This window comes from Candidatus Thorarchaeota archaeon, from assembly GCA_013388835.1.
Classification (GTDB): Archaea; Asgardarchaeota; Thorarchaeia; order Thorarchaeales; family Thorarchaeaceae; genus JACAEL01.
In genome coordinates, this window is record JACAEL010000026.1 from 150,230 (window position 1) to 167,857 (window position 17,628).

The following is a 17,628-nucleotide window of genomic DNA, read 5'->3' on the forward strand; positions in this document are numbered from 1 at the left end:
GGGACTACTCCCAGTCGGTGGGCAGAGCCGCCAGTCCGCTCTTCAGCTTCACTCTCAGTACGAGCGCAACAATGCCCAATACGAGGCCCCCATAGGCAACAGGAGACGTGGCTGCGTCCAGTGTGACTGAGAGTGGTCTTGTCGTCACGATGATCTTGAACTCCTTCAGGTATTCCATATCCACAGGAACACCTCCGATCCACGCACTGACTCTGTACTGACCTTCAAGGAGAGGAATGAATGAGAACACGACTCTGTCATTGGAGTAGGTCTGGACGGAACGGTTCAAGACCAGTGAATCGTTTACGTCGTACACACTGATGTGCATGCTTCCCCTCCAGCTCTCATCCACGCCCAGGATTCGGATGGTCAGGCTCAGACTTGTGTTTTCACCTACGTACGCTGGTGTCAGCTGCTCGATGTCAATGGTCTTCACAGGTGTGACTGTGATGTTGGCAACGAGGTCTGCGGGTGCGATTGACTCAGAGCCCTCGTAGTAGGCGACCAGCATGTACTCGTCCGCAAGAAGTCCCTCAACACTGAAGGCAGCCGTTCCCAGCGTGTTAGTTGATGCAGTCTGATTCAACCTCAGCACGCCGTGACTGAGGAAGCATATCCTCACACTCACCCCGACTAGCGGCGCGAGCGACGTCCGGAGCGTTACTGACACGTGTATTCTCTGGTCGTATGGTGTTGCTTGCGGGGCATCCAGGTCAATGAGCGCCTCGTGACGGGTCAGGACGTCGAGGCTCGTGGTTGCGTTTAGGTACCTGCCAGTACTCTGGAAGACTATGACCAGGCGATAAGTCCCAGTCTGGGAAGGCCTCCACGCGACCTCCACTGTCCCAAGCGAGCTGACCACAAGTTGCGTCTGAGTCGTCAGTGGATTCCCATAGACCTCAGCGCCCGTCGGATTGAACAGACTGACAAGCACGTTATGACCCGACATGGGTGAGCCAAGGGAGTCGGACACGAGGACGACCACTCTGTGATCATGGCTGAGAAGGCCTGGGATTTGAGCCTGAACCACCTCGAGCGCCACACGACTGGTGACGACCAGTGAGGACTCGTACACACAACCCAGACGCTCGGCTGTGTCCTGGACCCGTACTGACACACTGTAGTCGTCTGGCAACAGACCTGTCAGGTTGAGCAAGACCTTGTCTCTCGCAAAGACCAGACGCCCTCCCAGGTCAATTGGACCGGACGCGAGACTCAGGACAATCTCAATCTCCAGTCCTGTAGGGTCTAGGGGCACACCGGTCTCATCCAGAACTTCGATGACAGCAGACACCAAGTCACTTCGGTCGAGTGACTCGGGTATCTCTGCATTGATGCTTGTCGTTCCTCTCACGAAAGCGGTCACTGCCACAGACGAGGCGTGATAGTGTTCGGTGCCCTCAAAACGAACTAAGACTGTGTAGTTGCCCATTCTCTGAATGAGGATGCTTATGTTCTCGGGCAGACTGCTTCTCTGTGTCACCCCGCCAGACAGGACAAGTCCGTACTCATCGTGGTAGACATCATAGAGAATCTGCCGACCCTCCAGTACTGCGCCCTCAGTGTCCTGGAGCAGGGCGGTCAAGACCAGCGGCACTGTGCCTGCAAGTGGAGCACTGCCTTCCACAATCGCGACAGTGATCTGTGTGCCGAATCTCACATCCACAGTCACTGACCCGCTTGACGGCAGGTGAATTCCAAGACCTGAGAATGACACCTCGAGAATCCACTCGCCCTCTGAAGGTATCGCGACGCTGTACGTGACCCATCCGTCAGGACCGGTCACAAGAGTGACCGGGCCAATGTCAAGAGATCCGGGGCCATCCACCATTACAACCAGTGTCATGTCCGCCATCGGGAGCGAACTTGAGTTGCTGAGGCTGATGCTTGCGTTCAGGCAGCCTCCCACCTCAATGGTCTGAGTCACATTGAGAATCTGAATGAATGTCGGAGAGTAGACGACATGATACTCCTCGACGGTGAAAGCATGAGTGCTGGGAGTACCACTGGACGAGACCGTCACCCTGTAAAGACCTGCGAGCGATGGAGTGAAGGGCACGGTGGCAAGTCCGTTCTGGAGTGTGACCACCACGTTCTGGGTGAGTGCACCAAGTCTGACCGGGTTACCAAATGGGTCTCTTAGAGCGACTGTGACCGACATCCCTGAGATTGGGACTCCCAGTTGGTCAAAGACCATGACTTCAATGTAGACTTCGGTGGCCAGAGTAGGTGGATCCGGCAGGAAGTCCGTGGTGACGACGCATTCGCTCACTGCCATGAACTGTATCTCTGCATCTGCACCCAGCAGGAACTGCCCCTCAGTGGGTCCGGCTCTCACCATGAGGGTGCCACGGCTATGCTGCACCAGATACATACAGCGCAGGGTGCCATTCGCATCTGTCAGGCCAAAATAAGTCCATACTGGGACGAGGTTCACATCAAGGACCTGAATGCGGACACTGACGCCCGCGTCCTCACCGGGGCACTGAATCTCGTAGGTGATGGAGAGGTTGTCAAACAGATTGACCGTGGATGAACTCAACTCAAGCACCCCCTCGGCAATCTCCATTACAGATAGAGTACTGGACGTGGAGTTGTCAAGGTAGTACGTGTCACCGGTGTGCGTGGCTGTCACCTGTGCCACGCCTCTGGCTGAGGGATACCATGTCACCTGAGCAAGTCCCTCCAAGGAGACAATACCGGCCTCGAACACCTTCTCATCGTCCATCCATATGGCAACCACAATGCTTCGGCCCACGACAGACCGGCCCAACGCATCCGTGAGACCGACTTGTATCTGAATGGAGCTTCCCAGCAGGACTGTGAGGTCGTGCTGTACGACGAGGTTGGGTGTCACTCGCACCCTCTGAACCATGATGCAGGAGGAGGGGGCATTCTCCTCTTCTCCGCCGAATTGAGCAGTGAGAATGAAGTCTCCCACCTCATCAAAGTAGTGCGCAAGACTGCACGTACCTCCGGTCCCCGTGGTGCGAACCACCGAGTCACGAAGGGTGCCATTTGCCCACTGGACCGACAGCGTGACCTGGTACCCCACCATGGGTGTCCCCTGCCAGTTCACAAGCTGAGCCACAATGCCAAGTGTCGTACCCTGTGTGATAGGGTTGCCAGAGAGAAGCAATGCTAGAGTAGTCCTGCCACGGACGCTCCACACAGTGGTGTTGACGAGTCCTCTGAGGCAGTCCTGATCTGGCATGTCCAGTGCGACTGATAGGCTTCCCGGTTCTTCAAGGCCGACTTGAACCTGCAGCGTCCCAGACTGCGTAGTCGTGCCGAGAGTGTCAACGAGGACTGCTCCATTCAGTTCGACTCTTATGGACACGTTTACCCCTTCAATGCCAACACCATGGAAGCCGACAATGGTCACTTGAAGCATGACATTGGATACAGCCTCGAGAGTGTTGCTCCACTCCAGTTGGAAGTCTGCTTGTTCATACACGTCGGTAGTCCTCTGCGCCATGGCAGCCTCATACACGCCCTGTCTTGCGGACTGAGCAGTCACCGTAGTGGGTCCCCTGGCATCGGGGGTCCAGATAACGACCAACCAGCCATCGGAGCCGGTTGTACCCGTCGCCTGATGCACGGTGACCCCCTCGCGGACAATCATGACCTCGACCAGAAGTCCTTGGACTGGCTGCCCCATGTGATCATTTGCACGCAGTGCGATTGCTTCCTCTTCTCCCACTTCGAGTATCATTGGTGACAGACTGATTGTGACAGGCAGTCTGGTCTCGGTGCTCATCTCGCCGCTGGCAGCCCCTCTAGATAGAGACCCCGGGTACTCGAAGCGGATGAGATAGCTGCCTGCGCTATTTGGCACCCACTCCCAGGACACATGCCCTGTCGAGTTGGTGGCAAGGCTTTGGAACACCACCTGGATGTCTGGAAGGAACACTATTCGTAGCTGTATCTGTGAATTGACAAGAGGAGTCCCTGCACTATCTGTCAGCCTTGCCCATGGTCTGTACGACTGACTGACAAGTGAGTCTGCCATGACCCCGCCAACTGTGATAGTCGTCGACGACCAGGACACGATACCGACCGTCGTGTCCGAGCCGAGCAGGTGAACCGAGCCCAAGAACTGCCCGGTGACAGTGTACTCTCCGTTCTCTCCCAGTTCGAGCAAAAGCATGACATAGCCTGTGGCGTTCGTTGTAAGTTGGGCGTCGAACACCACCTGTGCAGACGGACTGAGTACTATCGCATGGACGGACATTCCGGAGAGACCGTAGCCCCGCGAGTCGATGAGGCGCAGAGACATATCTGCCGTCGAATACTGGTTAACAACTGATGGACCGGAGTAGAGCATTGCAGTGTTCTCGGCGACGACAATCTGACCGGAAGCACTGGAGGATTCAAGACTGCCATTTCTGGCGAAGTAGATTGTGAACGTGAATTCGCCTCTGTCAAGGGGCGACCAGACAAACACACTCTCCCCGTAGGTTGAGACCGCCGAGTCGCTGTGGACTAACTGGTCCGCGCTGTCCCATATCTTGATGGTGACATTCTGCGAGGCAACGGCGCTCCCATTGGAGACCAACCTCAGAGTCCAGGGGATTGAGATCTCATCTCCCAGCACTCCTTCGATACTTGACTGCGTGACTATCTCAGTCTGTAACGGTTCAAGAACCGTTATCACGTCGCTGAGCACTAGCATGTCACAGTGGGTCCGCTGGACAGTGACTGTGATAGGATGGGCTCCATCCCCCATGTCATCAGTGCTTACCGAGAAGTGGAGAGGGCTCTCAGTTGCATAGTTCCACTCTCGGTAGACTGGTGGTTCCCCTAGCCGCACTGTCACTTGACAGGGGCCAGCGGCAGCCCCGCCCTCCAGATACCAAGTCGCAGTCCCGTTCACCAACTCCCCTCTCATGACTGTGGGTGTCTCAACTGTCAGGTCGCCAGCAAGAGAACTCCTCACCTCGACATCGGACGCCGCAAATGACCTGCTGACCCTGACATCCGACACCACGAGCGACACTCTCTGAGACCCCAGCAAGGAAGCGTCATATGGGACCGGGACAGAGATCACGTCGAGGCTGCTCAGGCCAGTGTACTCCGTCCAGCTTCCAAACGCGTTCACGAACACGGTGTGGGTCGGGGAGGCTGAGGAGATGTTCAGACTGACACTGAATGCCTGTCCGAGGGTGGCAGTCAGCGGGAACGTGACGTCCAGCGTGGACCCCGTCGCGTTGACCATTCTGGTACGCAGGCCGAGAATCGACACCATGCGGAGCACGTCCGCTGTGAACACTGGCTGCCAGCCTGTGGTTGAGTTGAACCAGCCATTGCTGATACCCGCGGAGACAGCGTCAAGCACCTCCGAACTGTTGAACAACTGAAGTGCTGAGGGCGAGACCAGACCCGCAGAGACCAGTAGCGCAACACTCGACACATCCAAGCTCAGTGCCCACAGGTCATTGTACTGGACTCTGGTCTGGATGACTGTGAGTATCTCGCTGGCCATGATGGAGTCGATGAGACCGAGCCGAAGTGCCGCGCGCATGCTGAGGAAGTCAATAGCTGTTTGGTGTCCCGAGAATGGCCTGAGTGTCCAGCCCTCACCGGACCACATCCCGCCCTGATATGCGGCGAGTACAGCCGCGTTGAGTTCATCTCTGTAAGTGATCGAGTTCATGAAGCCGAGCGTGTATAGTACCTCGACTGCGGCGGCGGTGTACTGCATATGGGGTGTGCCAATTGGTACGTTGGTGAGTCTAAAGTGACCGCTGGAGTCCTGGGACTGCAGGGCATATGTCGCTGCAGACGATGCGAGCGGTGTCGGATACATCTTGAGGACCTGTGCTGACCCAATCCCAAAGTACTGTGTCCACACGCTCTGAATCCGATACTGGGACTCTCTGTACTCAGGCGAATATGGGTATGCCGTGATGTTTGCCCATGTCGGGTACTGAGCCCATGTGGAAAAACCTGTCAGGTAATCGGCGGCAGAACTCAAGTCCACCAAGTCTGAGGAGTGAGTGGCTCTTGCACTCAGCGTGAGCCAGTAGGTCCACATCAGGGACGGGAGCGGCTCAACAAGCTCAAAACCCACCGGGCTCTCACAGGTGTTCACGAAGCCAATGATGCCTTCTCCGATGGCACCGGTGGCGTTGAGGTCGAAGAGGCACGATGCAACAAGCGCAGTCTGCTCTCCCTTTGGCAGTATGTCTTCCGACTTCGCCGTGATGGAGAATCCGCCCGAATCGTGCTGATTGAGAGCAAACCACTCGAGTCCTCGTGTCCTATTCTGTGTGCTCAGTGTGCCCATTATCGCCATTGTGCTCAGCGCCGCAGATGTGCCCGCGACTCTCTCGGTTGACATACCGAGCTGTTCTCTGAAGGAGCCATCACCAACCATCATGCGCGTGATGAACCACGAAGTGAGCTTCAACGGGTCGTTGTGGCTCTTGCCAATAAGCTGTAGCGACCTGACGTACCTTGCTGCGTACGAGCTGCGCGGCGAAATGCTTGTTGGGTTGTTCCCGATGGCTCCCCAGAGGTCGGGATTGGAAGTCTCCTGGCCGTCGATGACACATGCACGTAACCAGACCTCGGCCTGAGCCGTGTCTATCAGAGCCACCTGCCCCGCCGCATGGAGCCCCTCAATCGAGTACCACGTCCTTGTGATGTCGTTCTCAAAGCCTCCAGAGGCGTCTTGCCTCGACGCGACGTAGGAACTGAGTTTCTGGCTGTCAAATTGGGCAGTGAGACCCATAGTGTGGACAAGCCACAGACCCTTTGCCGTGCTGTGAAGGGACGCACTGACATCAATCTGGTCCTTGAAGCAGGCCTCGCTACCAAGATCGGAGTAGAGGTGCGACAGCACTGACTGAACCAGCTGCTGATGCGAGTCACGCCAGCCTTCCCACATTGTCGTGTTGAGGACTGACTTTGCTGAATGAACAGCATAGTAGGTCCCGTCAAGTGTTGGTTGGTGCCAGTAGGAGAAGCCTCCGGCCAGAGGCGAGTCTGGGCTGCTCTGGCGACCAGCAACTGTAAAGGATGTATCAGATTCCCGTAGAGCTGGCATGTAGGCCAGCAGGTTCACCACTAGATCCCACGCCTCTGTGGTCCAGCAGGAGGGGTCTTCAGGTCCAAAGAGAAACATGTCGAGGGGCCACGAGTCGTATCGCAGCGGAGCAATCCTGATTGATGGGTCTGCCTCGGTCAAATTGACAAGAGCTGAGTACTCTGTCACGACCGAGTCGACAGGCAGTTCTAGTGATGACTCTGATGTGAGTGTGATCCCATTAGGGATGAGGAAGGGTGAGGAGAGGTAGACCGCTCCACCATGTTCGGGTGTGGGTTGAAAAGTAGTGTCTAGTAGAGCGGTCTGGGTGGGTTTGGTAGTTTCTCTGAGCCTGTGCAGAACCCATGATGCTCTCCCCAGAACAAGTGCAGGTCTGTCATAGCTCAAGAGCGTCCTGATGAGGTTCTGGTCAACAGCCTGTCCCTCGTCGCCGCCGAGTGACGCATCAAGAATGATGACTGCGTCTGCTAGGACCTGTGGCTGTGCGACGGCGTCCTGGGCAGACAGTACTTGTGTGACCAGTCCTCGAAGGGTCAGCTGGCTCCCGATGTACGCACCATGTGCAGTGATTGAGGAGTCCGGCATCTGCAGTATGACGAACAGGGCGTGCGAAGCCGGTGTACCATCGCTCAGCGTCTTCAGCTGACCCTTCTCTATATGGCCTGAGCGGCCCAGCGTGACATGGTCTGGCTCCGGTGCGACGGTCAGTCCAGTCGAGATGATGAACAGTGTAAGCATGAGTGTCAGTATAAGCGACCTGCGGCAGTTCACGATGACTCTCCTCCAGATTCTACTGCGGATGTGTGTCTTATCTTGCCTGAGCGATACTCTGACTCCTGACGCGGTGACTCTGCGACACGGACGAGGAGTGCGTTTGTCATTCGCCGGTGCAAAGTCCAGTGACAGCCACCCCTCAGGAGATCACCCCCACTAGCTGCGTATGCAGGATGACTATCATCACCAGAACAGTGACGAGCTCAATTGCCCCGGACCGTGGCCTCTTCTTCAGAGATGCCAAGAGCACCGAGAGGTCTCCCGATCGCACGGATGTGTTGAAGAAGACTCCCAAGGCCACGTACCAGCACACCAGTACTATGGGTGGGTTGGACACCAGCAGGGTTGCCGGGAATACAATCATTGAGATTGCTACGAATATGGACAGGATGATGGTAGAGTACAGAAACACGAGGAGTACCGCGACGCGAGGCGGCTTGTCTATCCGCAGGAAGATGTTCAGCTCCCCATAGGCGGCAGAACCAGCGATATCTGCCACATCAATGCCCAGTATCTTGCACAGCACGTACCTGATGGCGATGTACACAAGTGTGCCCGGAAGGAAGATGATTGATAGGAATGATAGGAGCGAGTTACGCGTCCATCCCTCGAACTCACGCTTCTGACCGGTCAGCAGTAGAATCCCTTTCAGTGTCCCCACTCCTATCACTACGAAGGGAGCACACTGAATCGAGAATACCACTGTCAACAGACCCAGTGTCAGTACATCCGACTGCATGTCGTGTCTTCCTCGTGCTGATATCTGCTCGTGAGTATGGAATCGATGCAGGATTAGTTAAGAATATGGCATTGACACAATAAGCAGGCATAAGTCTACAGCCGTTGAAATGGATGTCCGAACGGTCTTGGACTATAATTCACGGGTTATGAAATGCAGATGAGATTGGAAAAAGGCTTTAAATGAATACTTCTCAATGCCACTTACGTTGAAATGACCAAAAGACCAGACCAGAACGACAGGCAAAGGAGTCGTGTGATCCCTCGTGGACTGTGGTACAAAGACGACCGCACACAGGTGGTCAAGCTTCTCGGCCGGGCGCGACCAGCCATCTCGAACACAGTGGGGTTTGAGAAGCAGATGGGTCTGCGGAGCCTGTCGATGGAACCTCTCTCATTCGACGAGATAGACATAGCTCTGAACTACCGAGAGAAGATGAAGGAGCTCGGTCCGGACTTCGGTCTGCCTCTTGGAAGGACTCTGTGGGAACAGATGGCCTCTCTGCTGCCGAGAAGTCCGCAGTTGACTGCGACTTACGGGCCCAACAGTGTGTCAAGAGACCTGCTCACCACCCCCGAGATCAATGCGAGTTTCATCGAGTTGTTAGGAACGGTCCAGTTCAATGACTCGCGACTTGGTAGGAAGAGGAGACCCATCAAGGACAAGGACGAAGATGACTCTGCAGATGACCACAAGAGACGCAGACAGAGACTGACCCCGGAGGCACTGAAGGCCGAGAAGAGACGAGAGGCTGCCAAGAAGCTGATTCCGCAGTGGGAACGCATTGAGGTGAGACTGCGATGGTCACTGGCCTACGTGATGGGCAGGGTTGTGATGGGCGATGTCTATCCAGACCCCAGAGTTGTGGACGCCTATCCTTCCCTTGACCCCATGACACACGCCCTGCTGTCAGTGAAGAGCACGGCGGACGCGTGCGGTCAGCGGATTGACTGGCTGTCCTTCTTGGAGCCATCATCCTCAGTGGCTCCGGCACGGTCTTCAACATCGGTAGAGCCTGATGCCACAGTGGGCTTTCCGTGGCGGAGGCATATTGTGAACTACAGGCGGCAGATCCGGTCTCTGTGCGTGGACGAATTAGTGCAGGCGTGCAAGAACCTGAGGACAAGGACACGCCACAGTATGTTCCCTCTTGCGTACTCCGGGACTGGAACGGACGTTCGAGCACTGATTGACAGACTGCTCACCGAGAGGACCTTGGTCTCGCCGACGAATCTCGGTCTTCAGATAAGAATGCGCTTGAGGACCAGGAGGAAGACTGGTGGCAGGCGCGTAGGCATCGCCGAAGCGATGACTGTTGTCCACGACAGATTCAGGAGGATTGAGCTCCATGTTGAACCGCTAGGAACAGACATTCCCGTACGGCTCCTCGACAAGGGTGAGGTCACTTGTGTGTTCAACTCTGAGACCGTGTCGATGAGAATGGATATGCATCATTCCGAAACCGGATGGGACTTCAGACCCTACGAGGCAGAGGAGGCCGACCCACATGACAACCAGTTGTGGCTGTATCAACAGTCCCCTGAGCCAACAGCGAGGGCTGGGCCTCAGACTCCGCTCAGGACACAGTTATTGGGTTTCCTGTGGGGCTTTAGGGGTGGACCACTGTCTAGGAATCTGATGTTGAAGCACATAGGGGTCGCCAGGGCGTCGTTTGAGCGTGCTGTAGGAGACATGTACAAGGCACGACTGATATCTGTCATGTACCATCCCAGACTGGATTACGCAGGACTGCCGTCAAGCGCGTTCGCATTCGTCACTGATGCGCGTCCGACAAAGGCCGACAAGTTCGTGAGATGGTTGACGTCCTCCATGCCTTATTCCAGGGTCCTCACTTCCTCTGACCGTTCCTCGGTCTTCGCTGAGGTCTTCTTTCCGCAGGGCTACGAGGACTCTGTGATTGATTTGCTTCAGGACACGACGGAAGCAATCTCGGAGCAGCATGCTGCGGCGCTGATTATGAACTCGAAGAGCTACATGTTCACGGTCTTCAACAGACTCCTGCGCACAAAGAGGTCTGCATGGAGGAACCCATGGGAATAGGCGTTCTCCCCACTGTCTGGTATCATGCGAAACTGACGCCAAGAGTGTGGCTGGACTCGGTCGAGTCCCGGTCTGTGATCTCCTAGGACCTATGCTTTGTAGAACCCATGACAAGCCTGTCATAGGCCTCGCGCGCCACGCGACACTCCGGATGCATCTGCATAGCACGGGCTGCTGCACGGACCGCTTCGCGTATGTCTCCTGCATCAGACGCAGCTATGCTCAGCATGAGCCACGCCCAATAGTTGTCAGGCTCAGCCTCCGCCCTGACACGCATTGCCCGCTCTACCTCGTCCTGCATTCGCCTGTCCTCAAGGGAGTCGCCATCACTCACATCCATTCCTCCAAGTGCGTCTGTTCCACCCCAGAGCCTTTCCACAACACCATCAGTTCCTTCACCATATGGCTTGCTCGGTCTGTACCAGTCACTGACCTGAGAAGGTCCTCCAGGCGGGAAGCGACTGGCGAGCGAACGGAGAGGTCCACTCCGTCTGTTGACAGGAAGTCCACCTCGTCATACACGTCTCGTGCCTTCCGATACGACACTCTCTCATCCTCTGCGACTCCCCTCGCCTTCAGGACTGCTTCGAGGTCTCCGTGTCTTCGAAGCTCTATCACGCCCCTGCGGGGTCCAATTCCCCTGAGTCCGGGATGAAAGTCACATCCACACAGCACTGCAAGGTCACGGAGTTGAGACATGTTCAGTCCTGTCGAGCTCTGCAGCTGAGCGAGCGTGGCACACTCGACACTGGACTCACTCAAGTGGAGCGCTCTTGTAACGTGGTGACTGCCAAACAGCAATGCGTCTGCATCATTGGAGACGACTGTCCCGACCATGCCGTCAGCTGCCAGACGCGCGGCCATCATCTCTGCCTCGGTTGGCGAACTGACAGCTGGCACTCCCGTCCAGACGCATAGGTCTCGAAGGTGGGCCACGCTGAAGTACCATCGCAGAGCCCGACTGTCGGAGAGCGCCTCGGATATCGCGTCATCGTAGCTGTCACCTGACTCTCGGAAGTCCGAATAGAGTTTCTCTGCGCGACTCACAAGAGCAGGGTTACTCGGACGCTTCAGAGTCTCCGGTGGGCCATCGAAGACGAACACGGGCAGCAGTCCGACTCTAAGACATGACCGCACAATGCTCAGGAAGATGAACACATGATCAAGAGCAATCCTTGGTCCCGAGATGGCACCGCGTGTGGACAGTCGCCGAAGCATGTAGTTCGGAGTGTCGAACGCGATGGTACGGGGTCTGACAAGTGTGCAGTCAGCCCATGTCCACGAGATCAACTCAGACCAGTTACGTACGCCCATCCTGCTGTCTCACCTCGGTCTCGGCGGACTCGAAGCAGTCCGTAGTGTATTTCATGCGAAGCCCCGCTCTGGGTGTCCCGTAGGCACTTCTCTCGAGCGCAAACATGACAATGTCTGGCTGCAGCAAGGAGCGCTCAATGCGAATCACGTTCTCGACGCCGTGCGCGAGCACGTTGCCTCCGACGGGGGAGCTCTCACCCGTGTCCCACTCCCGGTTCATGTGGTCTGTCATGAGGACGTGGACGCCAGTTGCGTTTACCGCGCGACGAAGACATTCAAGAGCGCCGTAGAGCGACCTCGCCCGTCCCTTCGTGCCGGGGCCCTCAGTCAGATTCAGTGCTCCAACAAGACTGTCAACCACCACCATGACCACGTCGCTCCTGCCTGAGATGTAGTCTGCAGCGTCCCTGAGGTCCTGCAATGATAGTACTCTTGAGAAGACGGTCCTGCCGAGGATGTCTTCCAGGTCAAGGCCACTGCTGAGACCTCTTGTCAGCCTGGCGCTGTAGTTCCTACCGGAGTCCAAGAAGACAGCAACCATGTCTCTGTTGGACTGCAGTGCGGACACGAGCACAGAGTGGGCGAAGAGTGTAAGCAGTGCGCGTTCCGGGCCATAGGCCACTGTCATCTGGCCCCCGCAGAACACGCCGCTCAGTAGTGCGTCGAGTTCGACCGGTCTGAGGATCAGTAGCGGCTCAGAGCGGGGTGGAAGGTCGTCGAGCCTCAGCATCTCAGGTGACACCCACCACGACCTCCATGCGAGCGGCGTTGTATTCACGACCCAGGACTGTCATTACTGCCTCGCCTCTAGACATCCTGCGTACATCCATGCCCAGTGAGTCTTCGCGTCTCACCACTACTGCGACTCCATTGCCCTTTGATGGTGGGAACGCGGTGACTCTGCTCGGCGGCGCCTCCAGTATCATCTTCACCGCATTCTCCTCCGTTGCGAGACAGTACCCATCAAGCGGCAGACCGTGATTTGCCTCGAGCTGTGGGAGATAGAGGATGGCCTCTTCGAGCATCGAGGGTGCGAGGGCCGGGTCCAGTCCAATCTCTCGAAGTACTGACTCGACCCCTCTGAGTATGTGGTCTTGTCCCCCGGTGGCCACCACAAGTGCATCAAGCGAGTCGAAGTGAGTCACAGTGACAGGGAGCATCGGGCGCTCGACAAGGAGTCTCAGAACTGCTCGCAACGAACCCGGAGGAAGTATGAGGACACGGAGACCTCGTCGCTCAATCACTCTTCGAATTGCCTCACTCTCGTCGGCCGGGGTCCCAAATGGCACGTCCAGTCCGTGACGCTGTGCAGCGGAGACAGCCGACTCTGCAAGGGTCGTGATGACCCCGGGTTGTCTGAGCGTGTGGCAGACAGCAGCAGTGACTCCTGCTGATGCGACTGCGAGGGGAATGCCCCATGGCAGCATCCCGAGAAAGACGATGAGGAACAGGTACACGAGAGAGGAGTATGCCAGCACATTAAGGAGTAGAGTCATGACCCGTGAATGACCCTTGGTCAGTTCCATTCTCCCGCTGGAATACATCAGCACCATCGTCACTGCCAGCGTGAAGAGAAGAGGCAGCGGGTTTCCGTCTCGAAGTGAATGGACCGCAGAAGACGTCGCCTGAATCAACTCCGCGCCGAGTGTGATTGCTACCGCTCCTACTATCGCATACTTGAGCAGACTAAACAGCGACTTCCCTAGCAATACCTCTGGCCCTCCCGTTGAGTGTTTCGGACTGAGCCGGTTCCCATATCAGTCCACACGAACCCATCAGGTGCAGATGACCGAGCATCTCCTCTCGGTCCTTTGATGTGCGTTCGTAGACCTCTGAGGCATGAGCGAATGGTCTGCGTCGGAGCACTAGGTCTCTGTCCACCCACCTGAGGATGGACTCGTAGTGTACTGCGACAGGTCTTCCGCTCACCTCTCTCATTTCCGAGACAACGACTACGGTCACGCTTCTGGTAGTTGTCAGTGCTGCCAGTGCAGGGAGTATGTCCTCTATCAGTTCGCGCCCCCACATGAGGTCTTCTTCCCTTGACATGTCAAGGACCCTCGTGATGGGGTCTATCACCAACAGGACCGTAGACTCGTCGAGACGGGATGTCATCTCGATCACTGTATTGTATGCCTCTCGGTGACCCTCGGTCACTACGACATCGACTGAGTCGATGGCACACTCATGGTGCTCTAGGATGCTCCTCAGTCTCCGAAGAACCGACATCTTGCCATCAAGCGAGAGCCATACGACCCTGCCCCTGGAGACCGCAGCAAGAGCCATGTAGGCGGCCAAGAGGGACTTTCCGCTGCCTGCAGCGCCCCAGATGTGGATCAGTCCTCTCAGACTGGCTGGATCCGCGACTTCTTTAGGTTCCAACAGGCTCAGCCTCCGTGCGGCGTGGTGATCTGCTACTTGACTGCTGACGGCGAGGGCCCTTGGATGCCATGCTTCGGGCTCTAACCTGGTCTGATGTCAGCACTCCGTTCCTGACTCGGGTCTCCGGCCTTGCCCCGTCAACTTCGTCCACTATGGGCACTGTGCTCTCGACCGCCTGAGATGACTTGACTGTGTCCGCCTGATGCGCCACTTCCGCCGGGACCACAGCTGCTGGCGGTGGGGTGGTGCCAGTGTCTTTGACCGTGTATTGGGGACTCTTGCCTGCTATCTCCTCGGCAAGACTCAGCTCCTCAGTGCTTACTTCCGTGTCGCGATGTGGACCCGATCCTTCAGACATGGGCACAATGTCTGGTTGTCCAAGTTCCCGTTCCAACGACTCAAGTGCGGACTTGGCGGCCTTGCGGTTGAGGAGTTCATCAATCGAGTCCTTTGCAGTCGGACTGAGAAGCCCTGACCTGTATAGTGCATGATTCAGCACGGTCAGATACTCGAGAAGGTGCTCCGGTGAGACCTTCTTGTCATCGCCCCTCGAGAGAGCAACATAGGCGAGAGCCAGCCTCTTCTCATCCTCTTCTGCCAGCGCTCCAAGAGCATGGAATAGCCCTAGGAACGCACTCAGGCCAGCGTCCATATCAATCGACGTGTCCCTCTGGGGTGACAGACGGACACACTCATCAATCACAGCGGCTGCTCGTGCGATCGCTGTGAGCGTGTCGCCCTCAGAGAATGCGGAGGCCGCCTCGGCCGCCAGACTCGACACCACAAAGTTGAGTTCAGTGACCAGGCGAAAGAGCCTCTCGTTCTCTGCCAGTGCTCGCTGTACCAACTGTCCTTCTGCGAGCCTACACACTCTCTCATCCTCCACTCGTAGAGCGTCGGCGAACCTCCTTGCGCTTGACAGTCCGGTCCTGAGATAGAGAGCGCTGGCAAGTCCAGACAGGATGAGAGTGACCGCAGGCAGCAACAGTGTGCTGGCGTTGGTCATAAGCGCATTCAAGACTCCTACACCCGCAGCAACCGAGAACAGAAGCGCGAGGAGACCGTACCAGCCGCGTGTGCTCTTCCGCAGGTACTCCCACTTCTCTGCAGAGATGGTTGACTCCGCGTCACTGATGTGTGCACGCATGTCGCTCCTTCTGATGAATGCGAATTCGGACGCGTCAACAATGTGACCGGCCGGTGTGAACCATGTCAAGTCCCGAGAAGGTCTGACACCAGAATAGACCGCGTACGTGGTGCGCGTTTCCCGAACCGCCGAGAAGCCTCTCCCACTGTCAAAAGGCAACACGGGTATTGTGATGCTTCCACGAACTGTCCGCATCTTCCGGTATCTGAGTTCCCTGTTGCACACATCCCGAAGAACTGAGTCCAGCTCCCTGTTGACAGTGGACAGGACTGCAGACTGGATGGCCAGGTTCGCGCGGTCCATAGCGCGGTTTCGCGTGTCAAGGACGTAGACAACATCAGCCAGGACCGTCCGTGTGTTCTTGATGCCCTTGAGACTGACTCCGATGACCAGGCCGTTTGGCAGTGCGACTGCCTTGTGGCCGGTCGATTCAAGGGCAAGCACTATGTCCTCGCCCTTCGAGTCAGTCCCGCTCTCACTGTCCACACAGTCGGGTGTTCGAACAATGTCATCCGAGGACGGTGTGGCACTATCACTGGTCTCCATCTGTTATGACCTCCTTTGTGACAAACCTTGAGTCGATGATGTTGTATAGCTGTCTCGCCAATTCGCATACATGTGTCATGCCGCCCACTTCTGCTACGGCGGCGGTTGAGTGAAGCAGCCATCGGAACCGTTCGAGCAGCGCGAAGACATCTCCAGCTGACTGCTCTAGGGTACGTGCAATGTCAGCAAGTGACGCACTTGTATTCACGACGTGGCCGATGACTGCATCCACAAGAGTGTCCTGTTCCTGTCCCGACTCGACAAACATCAGGTGCTTCAACAGGGCCATCATCTGCATGTTGCTGTCGACGAGCGGAAGCATTGCGAGCATCTCTCGTGCAGTCTGGATTCGCAGGTACAGCCTGTTGACAGTCCGGCCAAGCCGGGTTGGCGCAACCCTCCCGTCGCTTGTACCCTCAATCAGTCCGAGGCGTGACAGGGCCTCAAACGGGCTGGACTCGCTGAGCGCGAGGGGGATCACATAGTCCGCAAGTGATCCGAGTTGGGTCGAGGCCTCAATCCCCAGTGCCACGAGATGCTGGCACAGTATGCCATCCTCGTCGAGACCACGTCCACATGAACACATAGGTCCCTCGACGATGTTCCCTGACGACAGGCGTGCGGAGAAGCGACAGGTGAACTGACCACTCATCTGCTCGGCAACAATCCCACCGATGACATCCTCCCCTACCTCGCGTATTCGTACAGTCCCGACGGAACCCTGCCGGGCGGCGTGCACGGTGTCGCTGAGAGCATGCAATTCGATGGCCGCACTTGCTGTCAGAACACCCAACTCAAGATGCCGCATTGGTGTGCGTGAGATGCCCCGGCGGGAATAGGTGTAGTAGGAGTCGGCCAACACTTCGTCCTGCATATGTTCGAGTGTAGACCCCTGCATGTGGTCCAGGAAAGCAAGCAGCTGTTCGGTGAGAGCTGCGCTCGTTCCCAATGCGCTATGAACAGGGGCATATCGTGGCTCGAGGAGAGTGCGCCCTGTAGAGTCATCTCCGGTGTGATAGAAGTAGTGTTCCACTATCGCGTCTGCCTCGCCTCTGCTACCGGCAACGATGACTCCAAACCCTTGCTCATCCCTTCCGGGACGGCCCGCCCTGCCAAGCATCTGATGAACCATGTTCACCGGAAGCATCTGTCGGTAGTCAGACGGTGAGTGTACACTTGAGACAATCACCAGCCGAGCCGGCAGGTCCATCCCCGCGGCGAGCGTTGTTGTAGCACAGAGCGCTCTGATCATCCCCCTCCGGAAGAGGGACTCCACCATCGCTCTGCCTCTCGAACTGAGCCCAGCGTGATGATAGCCAACCCCGTCGTGGAGCAGAGGAGTGATCTCCGACGGCAGGCTGGCATCCCAGTTCTCCACCGACGTCAGCTCAGCGTCAACGGCAGTCTTCTCGTTCGCAGTCATCTGCCTCTTGACATGTGCGGCCAGTCGAAGTGCCTGAGTCTCACACTCCTTGCGTGTACGGAAGAAGACAATCACCTGCCCGTTATGCTGGACGGTCGTCATGGTCAGGTCTCTTATCGTCCTGTCCCTGTCATTAGTCGGTACCACACTGTACTTCAGAGGCACTGGGCGTTCTGTGTTGAAGATCAGTC

General features: G+C 56.7%; 10 protein-coding genes. 1 reads left to right on the top strand and 9 read right to left on the bottom strand.

The window, feature by feature from the left end:
• Positions 1-4: 4 nt before the first annotated feature.
• Together HXY34_05630 and HXY34_05635 are read right to left on the bottom strand one after the other, a co-directional pair.
• Positions 5-7,789, bottom strand: coding sequence for a hypothetical protein (locus tag HXY34_05630; protein ID NWF95601.1), 7,785 nt, complete (start codon positions 7,787-7,789; stop codon positions 5-7).
• 175 nt (positions 7,790-7,964) lie between these two features.
• Positions 7,965-8,564, bottom strand: a complete 600-nt coding sequence (locus HXY34_05635; GenBank protein ID NWF95602.1) for a hypothetical protein — start codon at positions 8,562-8,564, stop codon at positions 7,965-7,967.
• A gap of 213 nt (positions 8,565-8,777) precedes the next feature.
• Here HXY34_05635 and HXY34_05640 point away from each other — a divergent pair, with 213 nt between their 5' ends.
• Positions 8,778-10,625 (top strand): hypothetical protein, encoded by a 1,848-nt coding sequence (locus HXY34_05640; protein NWF95603.1) that lies wholly within the window; start codon positions 8,778-8,780, stop codon positions 10,623-10,625.
• 82 nt (positions 10,626-10,707) lie between these two features.
• On the opposite strand, the gene HXY34_05645 is transcribed toward HXY34_05640, so the two are convergent.
• From HXY34_05645 to HXY34_05675, 7 genes are read right to left on the bottom strand one after another with little or no spacing between them, the layout of a single operon-like run.
• On the bottom strand, positions 10,708-10,959 hold the full coding sequence (locus HXY34_05645; protein NWF95604.1) for a hypothetical protein: 252 nt from the start codon (positions 10,957-10,959) through the stop codon (positions 10,708-10,710).
• Complete coding sequence (locus HXY34_05650; protein NWF95605.1) at positions 10,956-11,939, bottom strand: hypothetical protein; 984 nt, start codon at positions 11,937-11,939, stop codon at positions 10,956-10,958. Before HXY34_05650 ends, HXY34_05645 begins: the two co-directional genes overlap by 4 nt.
• Complete coding sequence (locus tag HXY34_05655; GenBank protein NWF95606.1) at positions 11,926-12,669, bottom strand: hypothetical protein; 744 nt, start codon at positions 12,667-12,669, stop codon at positions 11,926-11,928. Before HXY34_05655 ends, HXY34_05650 begins: the two co-directional genes overlap by 14 nt.
• A gap of 1 nt (position 12,670) precedes the next feature.
• The gene (locus tag HXY34_05660; protein NWF95607.1) at positions 12,671-13,648 is read right to left on the bottom strand and encodes a hypothetical protein; all 978 of its coding nucleotides are present in this window, start codon (positions 13,646-13,648) and stop codon (positions 12,671-12,673) included.
• Positions 13,626-14,321 (bottom strand): AAA family ATPase, encoded by a 696-nt coding sequence (locus tag HXY34_05665; GenBank protein NWF95608.1) that lies wholly within the window; start codon positions 14,319-14,321, stop codon positions 13,626-13,628. Before HXY34_05665 ends, HXY34_05660 begins: the two co-directional genes overlap by 23 nt.
• A complete protein-coding gene (locus HXY34_05670) occupies positions 14,311-16,014 on the bottom strand; it encodes a hypothetical protein (protein ID NWF95609.1) in 1,704 nt (567 codons plus the stop codon). The genes HXY34_05665 and HXY34_05670 overlap by 11 nt, the downstream gene beginning before the upstream one ends.
• Complete coding sequence (locus HXY34_05675; protein ID NWF95610.1) at positions 16,001-17,539, bottom strand: hypothetical protein; 1,539 nt, start codon at positions 17,537-17,539, stop codon at positions 16,001-16,003. The genes HXY34_05670 and HXY34_05675 overlap by 14 nt, the downstream gene beginning before the upstream one ends.
• Positions 17,540-17,628: the final 89 nt, after the last annotated feature.

Coding starts and splice junctions, on each gene's coding strand:
- HXY34_05650 (NWF95605.1), bottom strand. CDS start 11,939: ATGGGCGTACGTAACTGGTCTGAGTTGATCTCGTGGACATGGGCTGAC.
- HXY34_05655 (NWF95606.1), bottom strand. CDS start 12,669: ATGCTGAGGCTCGACGACCTTCCACCCCGCTCTGAGCCGCTACTGATC.
- HXY34_05635 (NWF95602.1), bottom strand. CDS start 8,564: ATGCAGTCGGATGTACTGACACTGGGTCTGTTGACAGTGGTATTCTCG.
- HXY34_05630 (NWF95601.1), bottom strand. CDS start 7,789: ATGCTTACACTGTTCATCATCTCGACTGGACTGACCGTCGCACCGGAG.
- HXY34_05640 (NWF95603.1), top strand. CDS start 8,778: ATGACCAAAAGACCAGACCAGAACGACAGGCAAAGGAGTCGTGTGATC.
- HXY34_05670 (NWF95609.1), bottom strand. CDS start 16,014: ATGGAGACCAGTGATAGTGCCACACCGTCCTCGGATGACATTGTTCGA.
- HXY34_05675 (NWF95610.1), bottom strand. CDS start 17,539: ATGACGACCGTCCAGCATAACGGGCAGGTGATTGTCTTCTTCCGTACA.